Origin of the sequence: Echinimonas agarilytica (assembly GCF_023703465.1) — a bacterium.
Taxonomy (GTDB): Bacteria; Pseudomonadota; Gammaproteobacteria; order Enterobacterales; family Neiellaceae; genus Echinimonas; species Echinimonas agarilytica.
This window is the reverse complement of the sequence record NZ_JAMQGP010000002.1, coordinates 193,256-210,404: the sequence shown is the minus strand read 5'-3', so window position 1 is coordinate 210,404 and position 17,149 is coordinate 193,256. Positions and strand designations below refer to the sequence as shown.

General features: G+C 46.4%; 18 protein-coding genes. 13 read left to right on the top strand and 5 right to left on the bottom strand.

What is annotated here, in order from left to right; genetic code table 11:
- The first annotated feature begins 43 nt into the window (after window positions 1-43).
- From NAF29_RS05265 to lipA, 13 genes are all read left to right on the top strand, one after another.
- Window positions 44-523 carry an LPS-assembly lipoprotein LptE gene (locus NAF29_RS05265; protein WP_251260453.1) on the top strand — a complete coding sequence of 160 codons (480 nt, stop codon included), beginning with the start codon at window positions 44-46 and terminating at the stop codon, window positions 521-523.
- On the top strand, window positions 523-1,575 hold the full coding sequence (gene holA, locus NAF29_RS05260; protein ID WP_251260452.1) for a DNA polymerase III subunit delta: 1,053 nt from the start codon (window positions 523-525) through the stop codon (window positions 1,573-1,575). Before NAF29_RS05265 ends, holA begins: the two co-directional genes overlap by 1 nt.
- Entirely contained in the window at window positions 1,572-2,207 is a 636-nt protein-coding gene (gene nadD, locus NAF29_RS05255; protein ID WP_251260451.1) for a nicotinate-nucleotide adenylyltransferase, read from the top strand. The genes holA and nadD overlap by 4 nt, the downstream gene beginning before the upstream one ends.
- A 68-nt stretch (window positions 2,208-2,275) precedes the next feature.
- Entirely contained in the window at window positions 2,276-2,596 is a 321-nt protein-coding gene (gene rsfS / locus NAF29_RS05250) for a ribosome silencing factor (RefSeq protein WP_285817605.1), read from the top strand.
- Between the two features lie 6 nt (window positions 2,597-2,602).
- Entirely contained in the window at window positions 2,603-3,073 is a 471-nt protein-coding gene (gene rlmH / locus NAF29_RS05245) for a 23S rRNA (pseudouridine(1915)-N(3))-methyltransferase RlmH (RefSeq protein ID WP_251260450.1), read from the top strand.
- A gap of 2 nt (window positions 3,074-3,075) precedes the next feature.
- Window positions 3,076-4,971, top strand: a complete 1,896-nt coding sequence (mrdA, locus tag NAF29_RS05240) for a penicillin-binding protein 2 (RefSeq protein ID WP_251260449.1) — start codon at window positions 3,076-3,078, stop codon at window positions 4,969-4,971.
- Window positions 4,968-6,095, top strand: coding sequence for a rod shape-determining protein RodA (rodA, locus tag NAF29_RS05235; RefSeq protein ID WP_251260448.1), 1,128 nt, complete (start codon window positions 4,968-4,970; stop codon window positions 6,093-6,095). The genes mrdA and rodA overlap by 4 nt, the downstream gene beginning before the upstream one ends.
- Entirely contained in the window at window positions 6,092-7,078 is a 987-nt protein-coding gene (gene mltB, locus NAF29_RS05230) for a lytic murein transglycosylase B (RefSeq protein WP_251260447.1), read from the top strand. The genes rodA and mltB overlap by 4 nt, the downstream gene beginning before the upstream one ends.
- Window positions 7,078-7,980 carry a septal ring lytic transglycosylase RlpA family protein gene (locus NAF29_RS05225; RefSeq protein ID WP_285817604.1) on the top strand — a complete coding sequence of 301 codons (903 nt, stop codon included), beginning with the start codon at window positions 7,078-7,080 and terminating at the stop codon, window positions 7,978-7,980. Before mltB ends, NAF29_RS05225 begins: the two co-directional genes overlap by 1 nt.
- 160 nt (window positions 7,981-8,140) lie before the next feature.
- On the top strand, window positions 8,141-9,322 hold the full coding sequence (locus tag NAF29_RS05220) for a serine hydrolase (RefSeq protein ID WP_251260446.1): 1,182 nt from the start codon (window positions 8,141-8,143) through the stop codon (window positions 9,320-9,322).
- Between the two features lie 186 nt (window positions 9,323-9,508).
- Complete coding sequence (ybeD, locus tag NAF29_RS05215; RefSeq protein ID WP_251260445.1) at window positions 9,509-9,772, top strand: DUF493 family protein YbeD; 264 nt, start codon at window positions 9,509-9,511, stop codon at window positions 9,770-9,772.
- Between the two features lie 21 nt (window positions 9,773-9,793).
- Window positions 9,794-10,450, top strand: coding sequence for a lipoyl(octanoyl) transferase LipB (lipB, locus tag NAF29_RS05210; RefSeq protein WP_251260444.1), 657 nt, complete (start codon window positions 9,794-9,796; stop codon window positions 10,448-10,450).
- Complete coding sequence (gene lipA, locus NAF29_RS05205) at window positions 10,443-11,408, top strand: lipoyl synthase (protein WP_251260443.1); 966 nt, start codon at window positions 10,443-10,445, stop codon at window positions 11,406-11,408. Before lipB ends, lipA begins: the two co-directional genes overlap by 8 nt.
- A gap of 73 nt (window positions 11,409-11,481) precedes the next feature.
- Here the strand turns inward: lipA and NAF29_RS05200 are convergent, their stop codons facing one another.
- From NAF29_RS05200 to cysN, 5 genes are all read right to left on the bottom strand, one after another.
- The gene (locus NAF29_RS05200) at window positions 11,482-12,420 is read right to left on the bottom strand and encodes an ROK family protein (protein WP_251260442.1); all 939 of its coding nucleotides are present in this window, start codon (window positions 12,418-12,420) and stop codon (window positions 11,482-11,484) included.
- A gap of 148 nt (window positions 12,421-12,568) precedes the next feature.
- Window positions 12,569-13,345, bottom strand: a complete 777-nt coding sequence (gene cysQ, locus NAF29_RS05195; RefSeq protein ID WP_251260441.1) for a 3'(2'),5'-bisphosphate nucleotidase CysQ — start codon at window positions 13,343-13,345, stop codon at window positions 12,569-12,571.
- A 23-nt stretch (window positions 13,346-13,368) separates the two neighbouring features.
- Window positions 13,369-13,974 (bottom strand): adenylyl-sulfate kinase, encoded by a 606-nt coding sequence (gene cysC / locus NAF29_RS05190; RefSeq protein ID WP_251260440.1) that lies wholly within the window; start codon window positions 13,972-13,974, stop codon window positions 13,369-13,371.
- 12 nt (window positions 13,975-13,986) lie between these two features.
- Window positions 13,987-15,714: an SLC13 family permease gene (locus NAF29_RS05185; RefSeq protein WP_251260439.1), complete on the bottom strand. Its 1,728-nt coding sequence runs from the start codon at window positions 15,712-15,714 to the stop codon at window positions 13,987-13,989.
- Window positions 15,711-17,135, bottom strand: coding sequence for a sulfate adenylyltransferase subunit CysN (gene cysN / locus NAF29_RS05180; RefSeq protein WP_251260438.1), 1,425 nt, complete (start codon window positions 17,133-17,135; stop codon window positions 15,711-15,713). Before cysN ends, NAF29_RS05185 begins: the two co-directional genes overlap by 4 nt.
- Between the last annotated feature and the right edge of the window lie 14 nt (window positions 17,136-17,149).

Below are 17,149 nucleotides of genomic sequence, written 5' to 3'. Positions count from 1 at the left end.
CCCATTAAAGCTATAAGATTCGCTGCCAATAAGGAGATATGGCATGGCCATTCGCTCGCTGCTCATTACAATAAGCATACTCGCTATAAGTGCTTGTGGTTTCCAACTTAAAGGAAGCTACACGTTACCCGAGCAATATCAGCAAATTCAGCTGCAAGTGAGCGATCCTTATTCAGCGATCACACGAGATGTGACTAAACGGCTCAAAGATGGTGGCGTCGAGATTGTAAGCTCACAAGGCGAATCTCATCCCACCTTAGTTTTAGGCAAAGACACTCTAGAACGGTCTAACTTGTCGCTTTATCCAGACGGACAAGTTGCTGAGTACAGGCTCACTTATTCGCTTGAGGCATCGGTGCTCGAAGCCAATAAACCAGCGCGTCAATTGTCGCTGCAAGTACAACGCGATTACCTTGATGATCCGCGTCAGGCTTTGGCTAAAAAACGCGAAATGGAAGTGTTGCTCAGTGAAATGCGTCAGCAAATTTCAGATCAACTGATGGTACAACTGGCGTCGCAATAATGGCTCCCAATGCACGTATATTCCCCAACCAGCTCGAGCAAGCTCTTCAACGTGGACTTTCAAGCGGCTACTTAATTTTTGGCGACGAACCGCTACAGCGATTCGAGTCCATTGCGAGCATCGTGAATGCTGCACGCCAGCAAGGTTTTGACGAAGTAGAACGCTTATACTTAGATAGCACAGATGCCATTGCTGAGCTCTCGGCGGCCCTGCAAGGCATGAGTTTATTCGCCAGCAAACGTGTCATTGTGCTTGATATGGGCAATGGCAAATGTGGCAAAGACATCGGTGCGATTCTAAATGATTACGGCCAGTATCCGAGTCCTGACCTCATCGTCATATGCCACGGCAGCAAGCTCGAAAAAGCTCAGCAAAACACCAAATGGTTTAAGGCTCTCAGTGCAATTAGCCAAGCTATTACCATCGCAGCTCCGAGCGGCGATAGACTGACCAACTGGTTAAGACACAGAGCCCGCGCAGCAGGCGTACAGCTTGCCCCCGACGCATTAATGTATCTTCAAGAGCATCATGAGGGCAATCTTCTCTCTTTAAGCCAAGAGCTCGAGAAGTTATCGTTGTTACATGACCAAAGCCCAATCAGTGTTGAGCAACTGCATCAAGCGCTCATCGATCAATCTCGGTTTGATATCTTTCAATTAACCGACGCCATCATGGCAGGTCAAGTGCATCAAGTTGAACATATGCTTCGTCAACTGAAAGACGAAGGCATTGAACCTGTGATTATCTGCTGGGCGTTGAGCCGAGAAGTTGCCCAACTTCAAGCCTTAATGATGTCGCCGGATCAACAGCCTCAGCTATTTAAAAAATTCCGGATATGGCCTTCGCGTCAACCCACCATTAAACGCGCACTTCAACAGCTAAGTGTGCAGCGTATTCAACAAGCGGTGATGCTAGTGGCCTTGTTAGAACGAAAAGTAAAAGGGGCTGAAACGGAACAGTCGTTAAGTTGGACTCTCATTACACAGGCGTGCAGTTTATTGATGAACCCCGCCGCCAATGTCGATTGGCTACTCACAGCGGAACTGTCATGACTGAGCGTATTGGTTTTTTGGGCGGGACGTTCGATCCCATTCATCGAGGGCACATTGAAATTGCACATTTTGTGCACAATCAACTCAATCTAAATCAACTTCAGCTGATCCCCAATCATCAACCTCCACATAAAAATTCCACAGCTGTGACAGCAGAGCATCGTCTCGAAATGGCTCGAATAGCAGCAGCTCCTTTTACTGAGCTATCGGTCAATGACATCGAACTGAACCAGAATTCACCCTCATACAGCGTCAATACGCTTAGGAAGTTACGCAAACGCCACCCCGATGCTGCGCTTTTCTTCATTATGGGGATGGATTCTTTTGCCAATCTTTCAAGTTGGTACCGTTGGGACCAGTTACTCCATCTATGTCACCTCGTTGTTTGCCGACGCCCCGGCGACTCTGTCAAAGCGAATAGCTTAGAGGAGCAGTTGCTCAAGCAATATCAGTCTTCTGCCGTTGCAGCTGAAAACTTTGGGCATATTATTTGTTTAGAGAATCCTCACTGGCAAATATCATCCACCGAGATTAGAACATCGCTTGCCTGTCAAAACGAAAATATTCCTCAGCTCGATCCCGCGGTTGAAGACTATATTCGCGCGCACCAACTTTATTGTCCTGTTCGCTGACGCCATTCATGGAAAAATGGTACTCTTACACAGTAACTATCAATTTTTTAAATTAAGAGCAGGAGAACATGTTGCAAGGCTCATCCCTAGTAGATTTCGTTATCGATAAAGTCGAAGACATGAAAGGCCGTGACATCATGCAAATTGATGTGAAAGGTCGCAGCACCATTACTGATACCTTGGTGATTTGTTCGGGTAACTCCAAACGCCATGTACAGTCAATTGCTGAAAACGTTGCAACAGAAGCCAAACGTGCAGATCTAGCCCCTCTAGGGATTGAAGGCAAAGCTGAGGGCGAATGGGTATTAGTAGATTTGGGCGATGTTGTGCTGCATGTGATGCAAGAGAGCGCGCGCGAGTTCTACGACTTGGAAAAGCTCTGGAGCTAACATTTTATGCGTCTGCAGCTCATCGCAGTGGGGCAAAAAATGCCTCAGTGGGTCACCACAGCATTTAACGATTATCAGGGACGATTTCCACGTGACTGTTCGTTTGAGCTGACCGAAATTCCCGCGGGTAAACGTGGGAAGAACGCTGATATTGCTCGTATTCTCGATGCAGAAGGCGAGCGAATGTTAGCGGCCGTAGGCAAAGGCAACCGAATTGTGACTTTAGAAGTCACCGGCAAACCTTGGGACACGCCTCAGTTGTCCAAGCAGCTTGCGAGCTGGCAAATGGATGGGCGCAATATCAGTCTTTTAGTTGGCGGACCAGAAGGCTTAGCCCCTGCATGTATTGCGGCCTCTGAACAACGCTGGAGCCTCTCTAATTTAACCTTACCTCATCCTATGGTAAGAGTGATCTTAGCCGAAAGTCTTTATCGTGCTTGGAGCTTACTCAACAACCACCCGTATCATCGAGAATAAGTATGATCCGGCAGCGTTCCAACCAAATTCGAGATAGACAAGCTGAAAGCGCCCTTTTTTATCGAAGAGCCATTGTCGCGCTTTTCGTTGTGGTGTTAATGCTCGCCATTCTCATCTCCAACCTGTACCGCCTTCAAGTGAGCCGTCATGATGATTTTGAAACACGCTCAAATGATAATCGTATTCGAGTACTCCCTGTCGCACCCAATCGTGGCTTAATCTTTGATCGCAATGGCATACTGCTCGCAGACAATCGCCCCGTTTATTCCCTCGAATTAGTCCCAGAAGAAGTGTCCAACCTCAAAGGCTCCGTCATGGGATTGGGCGATTTATTAGATATATCCCAAGAACAACAAGATAAATTTTTAGAACAAAGCAGAGTCAGCCGCCGTTTTAAAAAAATCATTTTAAAGAATGATTTAACTGAAGAAGAAGTATCACGTTTCAGTGTCAACCAACATCTCTATCCGGGTGCTTATATCGAGGCGCGCCTCAAGCGGCACTACCCTTTTGGCGATGCCCTCACCCACGCAGTGGGGTACGTTGCGCGTATTAATAAACGCGACTTAGAACGGTTGGACAAAACCAATCAACTCGCCAACTATCGCGGCACCCACGATATTGGTAAGCAAGGCCTTGAACGTTATTACGAAGATGTCTTACATGGTGAAGTAGGGTTTCAAGAAGTTGAAGTCAATAACCGTGGCCGAATTACCCGCACGGTGAACTTTGAAGCACCAGTACCGGGCAACGATCTGCATTTAAGCTTAGATATTCAACTTCAGTTAAAAGCCTCAGAACTGTTGGCAGGAAAACGCGGTGCCATCGTTGCTCTCGACCCCAGAGACGGCAGTGTTCTTGCGTTGGTTTCTGGTCCGAGCTACGACCCCAACCCTTTTGTAAAAGGCATTAGTGGCAAAGCGTATCGAAAGCTACTGAACTCTCAAGATCGCCCACTTATTAATCGCACAACACAAGGGCAGTACCCGCCCGCCTCAACGGTGAAACCTATCATTGGCTTGTTGGCACTCAACGAATCCATTGTCACACCAGCAACTCGAGTTTGGGATCCCGGTTTTTTTCAAATTGACGGTGTGGCCCGAAAATATCGCGATTGGAAAAAGTGGGGACATGGATGGGTCGATCTATACAGCGCCATCGAGCAATCGTGCAATATTTACTTTTTTGATGCCGCAACTAAGCTAGGAATCGATAAAATTGATGAGTTTGCCAGTCAGTTCGGCTTTGGCGAATATTCTGGCATTGATATCCGCGAAGAAAGTGCAGCAGTGCAGCCAAGTCGAGCATGGAAACGAGCCAAACACGGGCAACCATGGTACCTGGGAGATACCGTTAATATTGGTATTGGCCAAGGTTATTGGACCGCCACTCCCATTCAGCTTGCTCATGCCATTGGCATACTATCTCGTCATGGCGAAAATTATACCCCCCGCATGGTACAAGCGATTCAATCCCAAACAGGGACTATTAAGCTTCCGCCTGACGAGCGCCCTCCCGTGGAGTTAAAACAAGAGCGTTACTGGGATGAAGTCATTGAAGGCATGCGACGGGTAAATCATGGTGTTCATGGCACCGCTCGCAAAGCGTTTGCAGACACCACCTATATGTCTGGCGGTAAATCAGGAACAGCTCAAGTATTTAGCCTCAAACAAGATGAAGAGTATGACGCTAAAAAGCTCAATAAAAGCCAACATGACAATGCCATGTTTGTGTCATTCGCTCCGGTAAATAACCCGCAAATTGTCGTTGCTGTTGCCATTGAGAATCAGGGCGGAGGATCAAGTAATGCAGCTCCAATGGCCCGCGCAATGATTGACTTCTATGCCAACAGCATTGGCTTTGACACCCCACTTCCAACAGGGATTCCAGTACCATGATTCTCGGTTCTGCAGAGCATTTAGAGTCTCAATCGCACAAACCTAGCATTTGGTTCAAGCTGCACATTGACGCTTACCTTCTTATCCTACTTATCGTTCTCATGGGCGTTGGCTTGATGGTGATTTATAGCGCTGGCGGGCGCAGTATGGACCTCGAATATCGTCAGCTTGTACGTTTAGGGTTAGCCATTTTCGTGATGATAGGCGTTGCCCAAATTAACCCTGAGAATTACCGAAGGTGGGCCTATCCTATCTACGTTCTAGGCTCTTTAATGCTGGTTGGCGTGTTGATTTTTGGTGTGGTTGGTAAAGGTGCACAACGATGGTTAGATCTGGGCTTTATGAGGTTTCAGCCATCTGAAATCATGAAATTGATTGTGCCTATAGCAGCAGCGCATTTCCTTGCCAGTATGGCTTTGCCTGCCCGCTTTGGACGAATCGTAATTGCCTTTATCCTGATATTAATCCCAACGCTATTAATTGCCCGACAACCCGATTTAGGCACTTCATTGCTCATCGCCGCCTCGGGAATTTTTGTGATTTTTCTGGCAGGTGTCAGTTGGAAGCTCATTTTTGCAGGGGCCGTTGCTGCTGCCGGATTTGTGCCTGTTTTATGGTTTTATCTCATGCGCGATTATCAACGTGAACGCGTATTAACATTGTTCAACCCAGAACGTGACCCATTGGGAAGTGGCTATCACATTATCCAATCCACTATTGCCATTGGTTCCGGCGGTATGAACGGTAAGGGCTGGTTGCAAGGCACCCAATCTCAACTTGAATTTCTACCTGAGCGCCACACAGATTTTATCTTTGCCGTATTCAGTGAAGAATTTGGTTTAACCGGTGTGCTCCTGCTACTGATGCTATATCTATTGATTGTGCTCCGGGGTTTATACATCGCTGCAAATGCGCAAACTACATTTGGAAGCTTGCTCGCAGGCAGTATCACTTTGACCTTTTTCGTCTACGTTTTCGTCAACATTGGCATGGTTTCAGGCATTTTGCCGGTTGTTGGTGTACCTTTACCTTTGATTAGTTATGGCGGCACATCGATGGTGACATTGTTGGCTGGTTTTGGCATTTTAATGGGCATTCACACCCATCGTCGGATGATCATATGAATTCTATTTCTCGTCGCATTTTCTCGATTTTTTGCGCAGCTGCGTTGCTCACCACCTCAACGGTGACGCACGCATCAAATACAATTTCGGACGCATATATTAAGAAAATTAGTGACAGCTATAATCTCGATCCCAGCTGGGTTGCCAATCAAGCCAGCAAGGCTACGTTAAATCCCGAAATTATTACCAAGATGAATACCCCGTGGGAAGCAAAGCCATGGCACAAATATCAAACCATTTTTTTAAAACAAGAGCGTGTTGATCAGGGCCTTGAATTCTGGTCTGAGCACGAAGAAACATTGGCCAAAGCCGAAGCTGAATTTGGCGTTCCGGCACAAGTGATTGTCGCAATCATTGGGGTTGAAACTTTTTTTGGTCGCTTCAAAGGCAATGAAAAAGTGCTCGATTCTTTGTACACACTTGGATTTCATTATCCTAAACGTGCAAAATTTTTTAGCTCTGAACTTGGACACTTTCTAGCTTTAAGTCATGAGCAAGGCTGGGATCCAGCTGCGATCCATGGCTCATATGCGGGCGCCATGGGCTTTCCTCAATTTATTAGCTCTAGCTACCGCGCATATGCCATTGATTTTGATGATGACGGCAAGCGCGACTTGCTCAATAACCCCGTCGATGCCATTGGCAGTGTCGCCAATTATTTTGCACAACACGGCTGGACCAAAGATGGCTGCGTGACTGAATCGGTGGAACTCACAGAGCAAGCCAAAGCACTCAGTCAAACGAGTACAAAGATCAAACATAAGTGGCAAGACTTTGAACAAGCAGGTTTAAAAACGACCTTACCGTTGTCGGCTCAAGACAAAGCCATGCTATTCCCCTTGTCGATGGACGAAGGGCTCACTCAATATTGGCTAGGCTGCAATAACTTTTATGTCATCACCCGCTACAACCACAGCCGTTTGTACGCTATGGCGGTGTATCAACTTAGTGAATGGCTCGCACGCGACAAGGCCGCACAGTAATGATGAAGTGGTTTTTTGCTGTTGCTTGTATCAGCAGTTTAGCGGCGTGTTCAAATTCGCCACCTAAAAGCGAATCGGATAAATACCAAGAGCGGCGATACCATCAAAAACATGACAGTGCTCCGGAAAGTATCCCTGAGCTAAAAGAACTCAGCGATGCCGTGCCCAAATATGAGCCTAAATCTCGCGGAGGAAATCGAAGCCAGTACACGGTTCGAGGCAAAACCTATCGCGTGATGGATCATGCCAAAGGCTTTACGGAAGTTGGGCATGCCAGCTGGTATGGCAAAAAATTCCACGGCCACAAGACTAGCAATGGTGAAATTTACGATATGTACGCTATGTCGGCAGCACACAAAAACTTACCCATACCAACCTACGTAAAAGTCACCCGCATCGACAACGGTAAGCAAGTTATTGTGCGTGTGAATGATAGAGGCCCGTTTCATCAAGGTCGTGTTATTGATTTGTCCTACGCGGCTGCACACAAATTGGACATGCTCAAAAGTGGCACATCAAAAGTTAAATTAGAAGCCATTGTCGTTCCTCCTCCATGGGAACAAGAGCCCCTATTTGAAGCAATCACACCGGTATCAACGTCTCTCAAGGTCGAAGCCCAAACAGCAGAGACTCTCCCTATAGCAGCATCGCCAGCCATGTCACCGACTAATACTGAGCCGGATCTTTATGTTCAAGTGACGGCAACGCAAGATTCGACAAAAGCCGCACGGCTGGTCGATCAACTTGCCCTGTTATTTGAAACCGATGCACGCACGATTAATGAACAACAGATCCACAAAGTTCAGCTCGGCCCTTTCAAAACCGAGGACGACGCCAACAAACTAATAGAAATATTGAAACAAGGGGAATTTTCTTCGGCATTCAAGGTCTATGCTCAATAAAGGAAATATTTTTCACATCAATTTATCGACTCATTAACAGCAACACCTATTGAGAATAAGAACGACTAAATTGATGTCCTAGTGTCGTGTGAAGGCGCCTTCAGGCATGGTATGCTTGCGCCAGCATTATTTTTCAGGATTAACACTTAATAGCTTAATTATGTTCAAAAACAATCCTCTACGTTCGATTTCAATTGGTCTTGTTGCTCTCGCAGTATCAGGCTTGTCAGTTGCAGCGCCTGTTATCACACCGGATCCTCCTAAGGTTGCCGCCAAAGGCTACATTCTGGTGGACTATTTAACGGGTCGCACTTTAGTGTCGCACAATGCGGACGAACGTTTAGCCCCTGCCAGTCTCACTAAAATGATGACTAGCTATGTGCTCGGAACCGAAATAAAAAACGGAAATGTCAGCCCAGAAGACATGGTTAAAATTGGACCCAATGCATCTTTGTACACCAACAAAGATTTGCGCGGTTCATCACTCATGTTTGTTCAGGTCAACACCGAGGTACCGTTGGGCGAATTAAATAAGGGTATCGTCATCGTTTCGGGCAATGATGCATGTATCGCTGTAGCGGAGCACCTTGCAGGCACAGAAAGTGCCTTTGTAGACATGATGAACGCCTATGCCAAGCATCTAGGCATGGAGCAATCTCACTTCATGAACAGTCATGGTCTAGACGCAGGAGAGCACTACACCACACCACGCGACATGGCCACACTCGGCACGGCTCTCATTCGTGATTTGCCAGAAGAGTACAAGATTTACGGCGAGAAAAGTTACACTTGGGATGGCCGAGAACAATTTAACCGAAACGCCCTGCTGTGGGACAAAGACCTTGGAGCGGACGGAATCAAAACCGGCCATACCAATGATGCCGGATATAGTCTTGTCTCTTCAGCAGAAAAAGACGGCATGCGCCTTGTTGCTGTTGTAATGGGCACCGAGAGCACTCGATCTCGCAACGCTGAAAACCGTAAGTTACTGCAATACGGCTTTCGATTCTTCGAGACCGTTGTACCCTATGAACCCGAAACCGTATTTGCCGAAGAGCGCGTTTGGTTCGGCACCAAAGAACAGGTGCAGCTAGGCGTTCTTGAAACGGTCGCCACGACTCTTCCAAAAGGGCAAGTGAAAAACCTCAAAGCCGACTTTGAGTTAACCGAGCGCCCAGAAGCTCCGGTTAAAAAAGGTGACCGCTACGGCACTGTACACGTGACGCTCAATGGTGAAGATATTGCGGAGTACCCACTGGTTGCATTACATGATGTGGAAGAAGCCGGATGGTTCAGCCGCTTGATTGATCAAATTCTCTTGTTATTTAATAACTTATTTTAACTAATTCGTTTTAAATTTACTGCCCGTTTTAAAAGGTCGCTGTTCAGCGACCTTTTTTATTTCGCCTCTGTCCCCCTCCTGTATCAAACCGTACTGTAATTTTATTACAGCTTCGCTCACCCCCCTTGAAAGTTCGTGCTAGAATCGCCATCTAATGGGGCTTACTCAAGTTTTATGGGAGCATTTATGGACACTAAATTTGATGAACTGTTGGACTTTCCATGCAGTTTTCCGTTTAAAGTTTTAGGCGTAGCGCACGATGATTTAACATCTAAAATCGTAGACGTGATTCAAATTCACGCTCCGGGTGACTACTCACCTACAGTAAAACCAAGCTCTAAAGGCACTTATCATAGCGTGACTGTCAGTGTCACTGTGACCAGCAAAGAGCACGTTGAAACACTTTATAAAGCGCTAGGACATATTGACCTTGTCCGTTACGTTCTATAAAAACTTGATCGAGTCTTCGTCGTGAACACACTTGTCATCCGCTCCCTTGGCCAGCAACCCTATGAAGAATGCTGGCAAGCCATGCAAGACTTTACCAATCATCGAGATAAAGACACGCCAGATGAGCTGTGGCTGCTGGAGCACACTCCAGTCTTCACCCAAGGGCAAGCAGGAAAACCTGAACACATTTTAATGGCAACGGATATACCGATTGTTAAAGCCGATCGAGGTGGGCAAGTGACCTACCATGGGCCAGGACAACTAATCATCTATTTGCTGTTAGATTTGCGCCGGTTAAAAATTACTGTTCGCGATTTAGTGACTCATATGGAGCAAGCAATCGTAGAATTGTTGGCCGAAGACCATATAGAAGCCTATGCAAAATGCGATGCTCCGGGGGTGTACGTTAACGACGCAAAAATAGCGTCGCTTGGTTTACGTGTAAGACGAGGCTGCACCTTTCACGGTTTAGCACTGAATATTAATATGGACTTGTCACCTTTCCAGTATATTAACCCATGCGGGTATGCAGGTATGGCGATGACACAAACATCGTTAATAGACGGCTTGAAAAGCGTCGAAGAGGCAGGCCCAAAACTAGCACAACGCTTAGCCAAGCGGCTTGGCTACCCTACAACACAGAATAACAACAAACTTCCAGGTGAAGTGCATGACTAAAAGTACCCGTTCAGAAGCCGGTGTTAAAAAACGCGATGCCGACAAAGTACAGCATATCCCAATCACTGTGATTCCAAGTGAAAAAGAAGAAATGCTGAGAAAGCCACCTTGGATGAAGGTCAAACTACCTGCTTCAAATGCCAATATTCAGCGAGTGAAAGAAGGAATGCGCAAGCACGGACTACATTCTGTTTGTGAGGAAGCATCATGTCCAAACCTCGCAGAATGTTTTAACAAAGGCACAGCGACCTTCATGATTTTGGGTGATATTTGCACTCGTAAATGTCCGTTCTGCGATGTTGCCAATGGCAAACCTTTAGCGCCCGACGAGAATGAGCCAGAAAAACTCGGTCGAACCATTGCCGATATGGGCTTGCGTTATGTAGTGATCACTTCGGTTGACCGCGATGATCTGCGAGACGGGGGCGCCAAACACTTTGCTGACTGTGTTGAAGCTATTCGCCGTTATTCACCTGATATCCAAATTGAGATACTAGTACCGGACTTTCGTGGCCGAATGGATGTTGCCCTTGAAGAGCTTGCAAAGAATCCACCAGACGTCTTTAACCATAACTTAGAAACGGCTCCACGCCTTTATAAAATGGCCCGTCCGGGCGCAAACTATAAATGGTCACTTGAGTTGATCCGCCGTTTTGGCGAGATGTTCCCCGACATCCCCACAAAATCAGGGCTTATGGTTGGTCTAGGTGAAACCAACGACGAAATACTGGAAGTCATGAAAGATCTACGTGACCACAACGCAAACATGCTAACCATCGGACAGTATTTACAGCCCAGCTTGCATCACTTGCCTGTAAAGCGCTACGTGCATCCAGACGAATTCGACATGTTCCGCGAATCAGCCGAAGAGCTCGGCTACGATCACGCTGCATGTGGTCCGTTAGTGCGCTCTAGCTATCATGCCGATAAACAAGCGGCTGGCGAAGAAGTGAAGTAATCATCTAATTGTACAATATCAAACGTCGCAATAGCCCCAACTCAGGGGCTATTTTTTTGGAATGCTTAGAGCGTTAGGTTCTGCCCCACAACCACGCTGCGCCGCGCACACCACTCGAGTCGCCATGCTCATTCTTCACGACTTTAGTTTTACACTCTTGACCAAATACATGCGATTCCAAATGGGTGTTGAGATATGGGTACAATGCATCAACATTCGACATTCCACCGCCCAACACAATGACATCAGGGTCAATCATATTAACCATGTGAGCAAGTGAGCGAACTAAGCGAGAACAGTAGCTCTTCATACACTGTTGAGCCGCATCGTCACCGGTCAGCATTTTATGGACAATACTCGAAGCATTGAGTGATAAGCCTGAGAGCTTAAAGTACTCTCGCTCGAAACTAGGCCCAGAAAGCCAGGTTTCAATACAACCATGCTGGCCGCAATAACATGATGTAGCGAGCTCTATCTCTTCCACCGTAGGTCGATGAAGCCCGTTATGCCCCCATTCTCCAGCAAGGCCGTTGGCGCCGTTAATCACGCTTTGATGAACCACAAGCCCCGCTCCCACGCCTGTACCTAATATGATACCAAACACCACATCAGCGCCCATTCCAGCGCCGTCAACCGCCTCAGAAACAGCAAAGCAATTGGCGTCATTGGCCAGACGTATTGAGCGGCCTAAGATGGATTCTAAATCATTCTTAAAGTCTCGCCCATTGAGCCAAATAGAATTGGCATTTTTTACAAAACCAGTTTGACCTGAAAGCGTTCCAGGAATTCCTACACCAACTGAAGCTGTTTCTGCCAACTCCGTTTCAGCAAGGGACACTAAGTGCCTAATGGTATCCAAGGTTCCATAGTAATCCCCTTTTTCGGTGGGCAAGCGCTCTCTGAATAGTTGCTCTCCAGTGTTCGAATCCAGCGCAACGCATTCAGTTTTTGTACCCCCAAGATCAATACCGATACGAATAGGTTCTGATGTTGTAATCTGTTTATTTGGCATACGCATATATATTCAGTAGTCATCCCTTTCAATCTGTATGGGTTGACACCAAAGCACAAGTTTTGCCTTGCGTTTCCTAAACCCAAGACATAAAAAAAGAGGAACTCAGTTCCCCTTTTGTGATTCATAACGTTAAACACGAAAAAGCTTAGACAGGCTCAACAATAAAGTAAGGGTTGAGTACTGAGTCTTTCTGATTGTACTGCAACGCTGCACCGTCAATGGTAACCACACGGGCTCCTGATTGAAGCACTACACCGTGAGCGGCCCCAGTATCCCACTCACTGGTAGGACCTAAACGTGGATACACATGAGCGACGCCTTCAGCAACCAGACACAACTTAAGTGAGCTACCCATAGCAATCATTTCGTGCGACTCAAACTGCTCGAGATAGGAAGCCATATCAGGGCTTGGGTGAGAACGACTCCCCACGACTTTAACCGTTTCCCCCGCTTCGGCCGATTTCGCTTGAATAGAGACAGCTTCACTGGCATCAAGTTTTTTAAATGCTCCGAAACCTTGCGCTCCCCAGTACAGGGTTTCAATTGCAGGCGCATAAACAACACCCATAATCGGCACGCCTTGATGCACAAGTGCAATATTCACGGTAAATTCACCATTTTGTTTGATGAATTCTTTAGTGCCATCGAGCGGGTCAACCAACCAATAGGTCGTCCAAGACTTGCGCTCTTCCCAACTAATATCTGCATTCTCTTCAGAGAGAATCGGGAATTGAGTCGGCAACGTTGCAAGGCCATCAACAATAATGTTGTGAGCGAGTAAATCGGCCTCTGTTAGCGGGCTTTTATCATCCTTCTCGTAAATAGAGAAGTCTCGCGCATATACTGTCATGATGCCTTTGCCTGCGTCTTTCGCAATCGCAATTACATCATCAATCAGCTGTTGATTGATTATTTCAGACATTCAATCGTCCTTGTTATATCAAATTACTTATTGGTGTCGAGATAACCGTTTTCGGCTAAATACGCTACAACCTGATGAGCGCAATCAATCACGCTACGGCCATCTGTTTCAACAATCAACTCGGCACCATCTGGTGCTTCGTATTCAGAATCGATTCCAGTGAAATGAGGGATTTTCCCGGCACGAGCTTTTTTATACAGACCTTTTGGATCGCGTTGCTCACACACTTCTAACGGCGTATCGATGAACACTTCTACAAATTCGCCCTGCTCAAACAGTTTACGAGCCAACTTACGGTCAGCCCTAAATGGAGAAATAAACGCCGTTGTGACGATAAGTCCGGAATCAACAAACAGTTTAGCAACTTCACCTACGCGGCGAATGTTTTCAACGCGATCTTTGTCAGAAAACGCTAAATCACCGTTCAAGCCATGGCGGATATTATCCCCATCCAAAACGTAGGTATGGACGCTACGTTTATGCAATAACTCATCTACAGCGTTTGCAATTGTCGATTTGCCCGAACCACTTAAACCGGTATACCAAAGCACACATGACTTATGGCCACACAGTTGATTACGCGCTTCTCGACTCACTTTGTGATCATGCCAAACAATATTCTCTGTCATGGTCGTCCCACCCTAAAAAGGAAAGAAATACGGTACTGCGAGCAATACCACGATGCTGTATACAACCGAAACCGGAAGCCCAGCCTTCAAGAAATCTTTTATTTGATACTGACCCGCGTTGTACACCATTAAATTAGTTTGGTATCCATACGGGCTTATAAAACTAGCGCTAGCGCCAAAGGCTACCGCCATGATAAATGGCATCGGATCAACACCCAACCCCAGCGCCAAACCATACGATATTGGAAACACTAAAGCGGCTGCTGCATTGTTGGTCACCAACTCAGTCAATATCAAGGTTAACAAGTACATTGCTACAAATGCTAAATACAGGTTGTCTTGCCCTATGCCTGCAGCAAATTGTCCAGAAAAACTTTGGACCATACCTGTATTGGTCAAAGCGTGCGCTAACGTAAGAGCCGACGCCACCACCAGCCAAATGTCCAACGGCAAACGTCGCTGCACTTCATTTAAGCTTAGGCAATTAGTGAAGTAGAGGACACCTAAAAACAACATTAAACCTTTGAGTAAGCTCAAAGTTCCGGTAGCGGCTAAGCCCACAACGGCAAGAAAGCCTAATCCGGCAATCAGTTCCTTTCGTCCTTTCAGCTTACTTTCCGGCTCCATACCACTAATCACAATAAAGTTCTTAGTTAGATTATTGCGAGACGAGAAGTCGGGTCCCACAGCCAATACCAAAAAGTCTCCGGCTTGGATTTTGACTTCACCTAACTTGCCTGACAAGCGCTGCCCATCGCGGCGCATCGCAACCACGGCAGCATCAAAACGAGCTCGGAAACCTGCATTTTTCAGTGTTAAACCAATCAAGGAACTATCAGGACGCACAACTACTTCTGTTAGGTTCGACTCCATCAATCCGCTGGTATCAGCAAACATTTTAAGACCGTCAAAGTGGCTCAACTGCATCACTTTGGAGACATCACCACTGAATGCTAAACGGTCACCATCTTGAATAATTTCTGCTGGAGTCACAGGTGAAATCAAACGTTCGCCACGTGCGATTTCGACCAAGAACAATGATTCGAGGTGCCGTAGTCCATTTTCTTCCACCGATTTACCAATCAATGGAGAGCTGGGCTGAACCTTGGCATCCAAAAAGTAATCGGCAGCATTGGCTTCGGTCACTCGCGTTGCTGGAAGCCATCGAGAAACGAAAAAGCACGTTACACCACCGAACAGCACAGCCAGCGCGCCTACGGCTGAAAATGCGAAAAAGTCTAACCTGCCGCCACCCGCTTCAAACAGCATGCTATCCACAATTAGGTTGGTGGACGTTCCGATTAAAGTAAGCGTCCCCCCTAATATAGCAGCGTAAGACAGCGGTAGAAGTAGTTTGCCAGCGGGATGATGAGGATTACTCCGTATAGGGGCAATGAGAGTGGCAACAACCGCAGTGTTATTCAATAGCGCAGAGGAGCACACCGTAGTGGTAAACAAACGCAACCATGTGCTTTTGAAGCCGGGTCGAATAACTTTGGACGCAACGAATCGTAAGAAGCGTGTTTTTTCAAGAGCAAAGGAGCAAATGATGAGTAAGATAAGAGTAACAAGGCCGGGGTTGACCAAGCTAGACAGCATTTGCTCTGTAGATACTAGATCCAGACCAAATACTGCCAAAAGCGTACAGCCAAAAACGATGGCTGGACGCTTTTGAAACTGAATAAGCCCTGCAAGAGTCGCGATAAAAACCGCGACTACAAGCCAGCTTTGCAGCGTCATTTTTTCAGAAGCTCACTTAAGTTTTTTGCATCCCAATGTGGGAAATGCTTGCGAATCAGAGCGTTTAACTCCCATTCAAACTCACTGAAGTTACCTTCTGTCGTTGTATGTTCGCCACGGCCTTTGCCTATTACCATGCCTGCACCAACCGTAACGTTAGTCAAACGGTCGATAATAATGAATGCACCGGTACCTGGTATTTTGTCATACGCATCAAATGCAACAGGTTGGTTCAAATGCAACTGGCATCGGCCAATTTCATTCAAGCTCAAACGCACTGCATCTTGTTGTTCCAACGTGTTCACGTCAATTAGGTATTCAATATCGCTAATCGAACCGCTCACAGTTTTTGTTGCCAATTTAACGTCGTATTGCTTATTGGCAACCAATGCATCTTCTGACATCCACACAATATGAACATCTAAAGAGTCTGCAACTTCAGGCTGATTATTCGAATGAACAATCATATCGCCGCGACTAATATCAATTTCATCTTCAAGCGTCAGCGTAACGGCCATCGGAGAAAATGCTTCTTCGTGCTCACCTTCAAAAGTGACGATTGATTTCACTTTTGATGATTTACCCGATGGCAATGCAGTGATGACGTCACCCTTGCGAACGATACCAGCAGCAATTGTTCCGCAGAAGCCACGAAAATCAAGATTTGGACGATTCACGTATTGGACTGGTAAACGAAAATCTTCCAGGTTGCGAGCTGCGCCAACATTTGCAGAGTCAAGCATTTCCATCAGCGTTTCGCCATGATACCAATCGCTCTGAGAGCTGCGGTCAACAACGTTGTCGCCTTTCAATGCTGAGATTGGAACAAACTTAATGCTTGGAATATTTAAGCTTTCGGCAAACTTTAAGTAGTCTTCTTTAATACTATTGAAGACGTCTTCCGAAAAGCCCATCAAGTCCATTTTATTAATAGCAACAACAACCTGACGAATGCCTTGCAACGACACAATAAAGCTGTGACGTTTAGTTTGAACCTGAACACCGTGACGAGCATCGATCATCAAAATTGCTAAATCACAGGTTGATGCACCGGTTGCCATGTTGCGCGTATATTGCTCATGGCCTGGCGTGTCGGCAATGATGTACTTGCGCTTATCCGTTGAGAAATAACGGTACGCCACGTCAATCGTAATGCCTTGCTCTCGCTCTGATTGAAGGCCGTCTACGAGTAACGCAAGATCAAACTCTTCATCAGTGGTATTAAATTTTTGCGAATCTTTTTTAATCGCTGAAAGTTGATCTTCATAGATCATCTTTGAATCATGTAGCAAACGACCGATTAAGGTGCTTTTACCATCATCAACGCTTCCGCATGTTAAAAAGCGGAGCAAATCCTTTTGTTCGTGCTGTTTTAGATACGCTTCAATATCTTCAGCAATCAAATCCGAGGCGTGACTCATTCCAAACTCCTGCA

Excerpts from the sequence above, each read along its gene's own strand:
- NAF29_RS05265 (WP_251260453.1), top strand. The coding sequence starts at position 44 with ATGGCCATTCGCTCGCTGCTCATTACAATAAGCATACTCGCTATAAGT.
- holA (WP_251260452.1), top strand. The coding sequence starts at position 523 with ATGGCTCCCAATGCACGTATATTCCCCAACCAGCTCGAGCAAGCTCTT.
- nadD (WP_251260451.1), top strand. The coding sequence starts at position 1,572 with ATGACTGAGCGTATTGGTTTTTTGGGCGGGACGTTCGATCCCATTCAT.
- rsfS (WP_285817605.1), top strand. The coding sequence starts at position 2,276 with ATGTTGCAAGGCTCATCCCTAGTAGATTTCGTTATCGATAAAGTCGAA.
- rlmH (WP_251260450.1), top strand. The coding sequence starts at position 2,603 with ATGCGTCTGCAGCTCATCGCAGTGGGGCAAAAAATGCCTCAGTGGGTC.
- mrdA (WP_251260449.1), top strand. The coding sequence starts at position 3,076 with ATGATCCGGCAGCGTTCCAACCAAATTCGAGATAGACAAGCTGAAAGC.
- rodA (WP_251260448.1), top strand. The coding sequence starts at position 4,968 with ATGATTCTCGGTTCTGCAGAGCATTTAGAGTCTCAATCGCACAAACCT.
- mltB (WP_251260447.1), top strand. The coding sequence starts at position 6,092 with ATGAATTCTATTTCTCGTCGCATTTTCTCGATTTTTTGCGCAGCTGCG.
- NAF29_RS05225 (WP_285817604.1), top strand. The coding sequence starts at position 7,078 with ATGATGAAGTGGTTTTTTGCTGTTGCTTGTATCAGCAGTTTAGCGGCG.
- NAF29_RS05220 (WP_251260446.1), top strand. The coding sequence starts at position 8,141 with ATGTTCAAAAACAATCCTCTACGTTCGATTTCAATTGGTCTTGTTGCT.
- ybeD (WP_251260445.1), top strand. The coding sequence starts at position 9,509 with ATGGACACTAAATTTGATGAACTGTTGGACTTTCCATGCAGTTTTCCG.
- lipA (WP_251260443.1), top strand. The coding sequence starts at position 10,443 with ATGACTAAAAGTACCCGTTCAGAAGCCGGTGTTAAAAAACGCGATGCC.
- NAF29_RS05200 (WP_251260442.1), bottom strand. The coding sequence starts at position 12,420 with ATGCCAAATAAACAGATTACAACATCAGAACCTATTCGTATCGGTATT.
- cysQ (WP_251260441.1), bottom strand. The coding sequence starts at position 13,345 with ATGTCTGAAATAATCAATCAACAGCTGATTGATGATGTAATTGCGATT.
- cysC (WP_251260440.1), bottom strand. The coding sequence starts at position 13,974 with ATGACAGAGAATATTGTTTGGCATGATCACAAAGTGAGTCGAGAAGCG.
- NAF29_RS05185 (WP_251260439.1), bottom strand. The coding sequence starts at position 15,714 with ATGACGCTGCAAAGCTGGCTTGTAGTCGCGGTTTTTATCGCGACTCTT.
- cysN (WP_251260438.1), bottom strand. The coding sequence starts at position 17,135 with ATGAGTCACGCCTCGGATTTGATTGCTGAAGATATTGAAGCGTATCTA.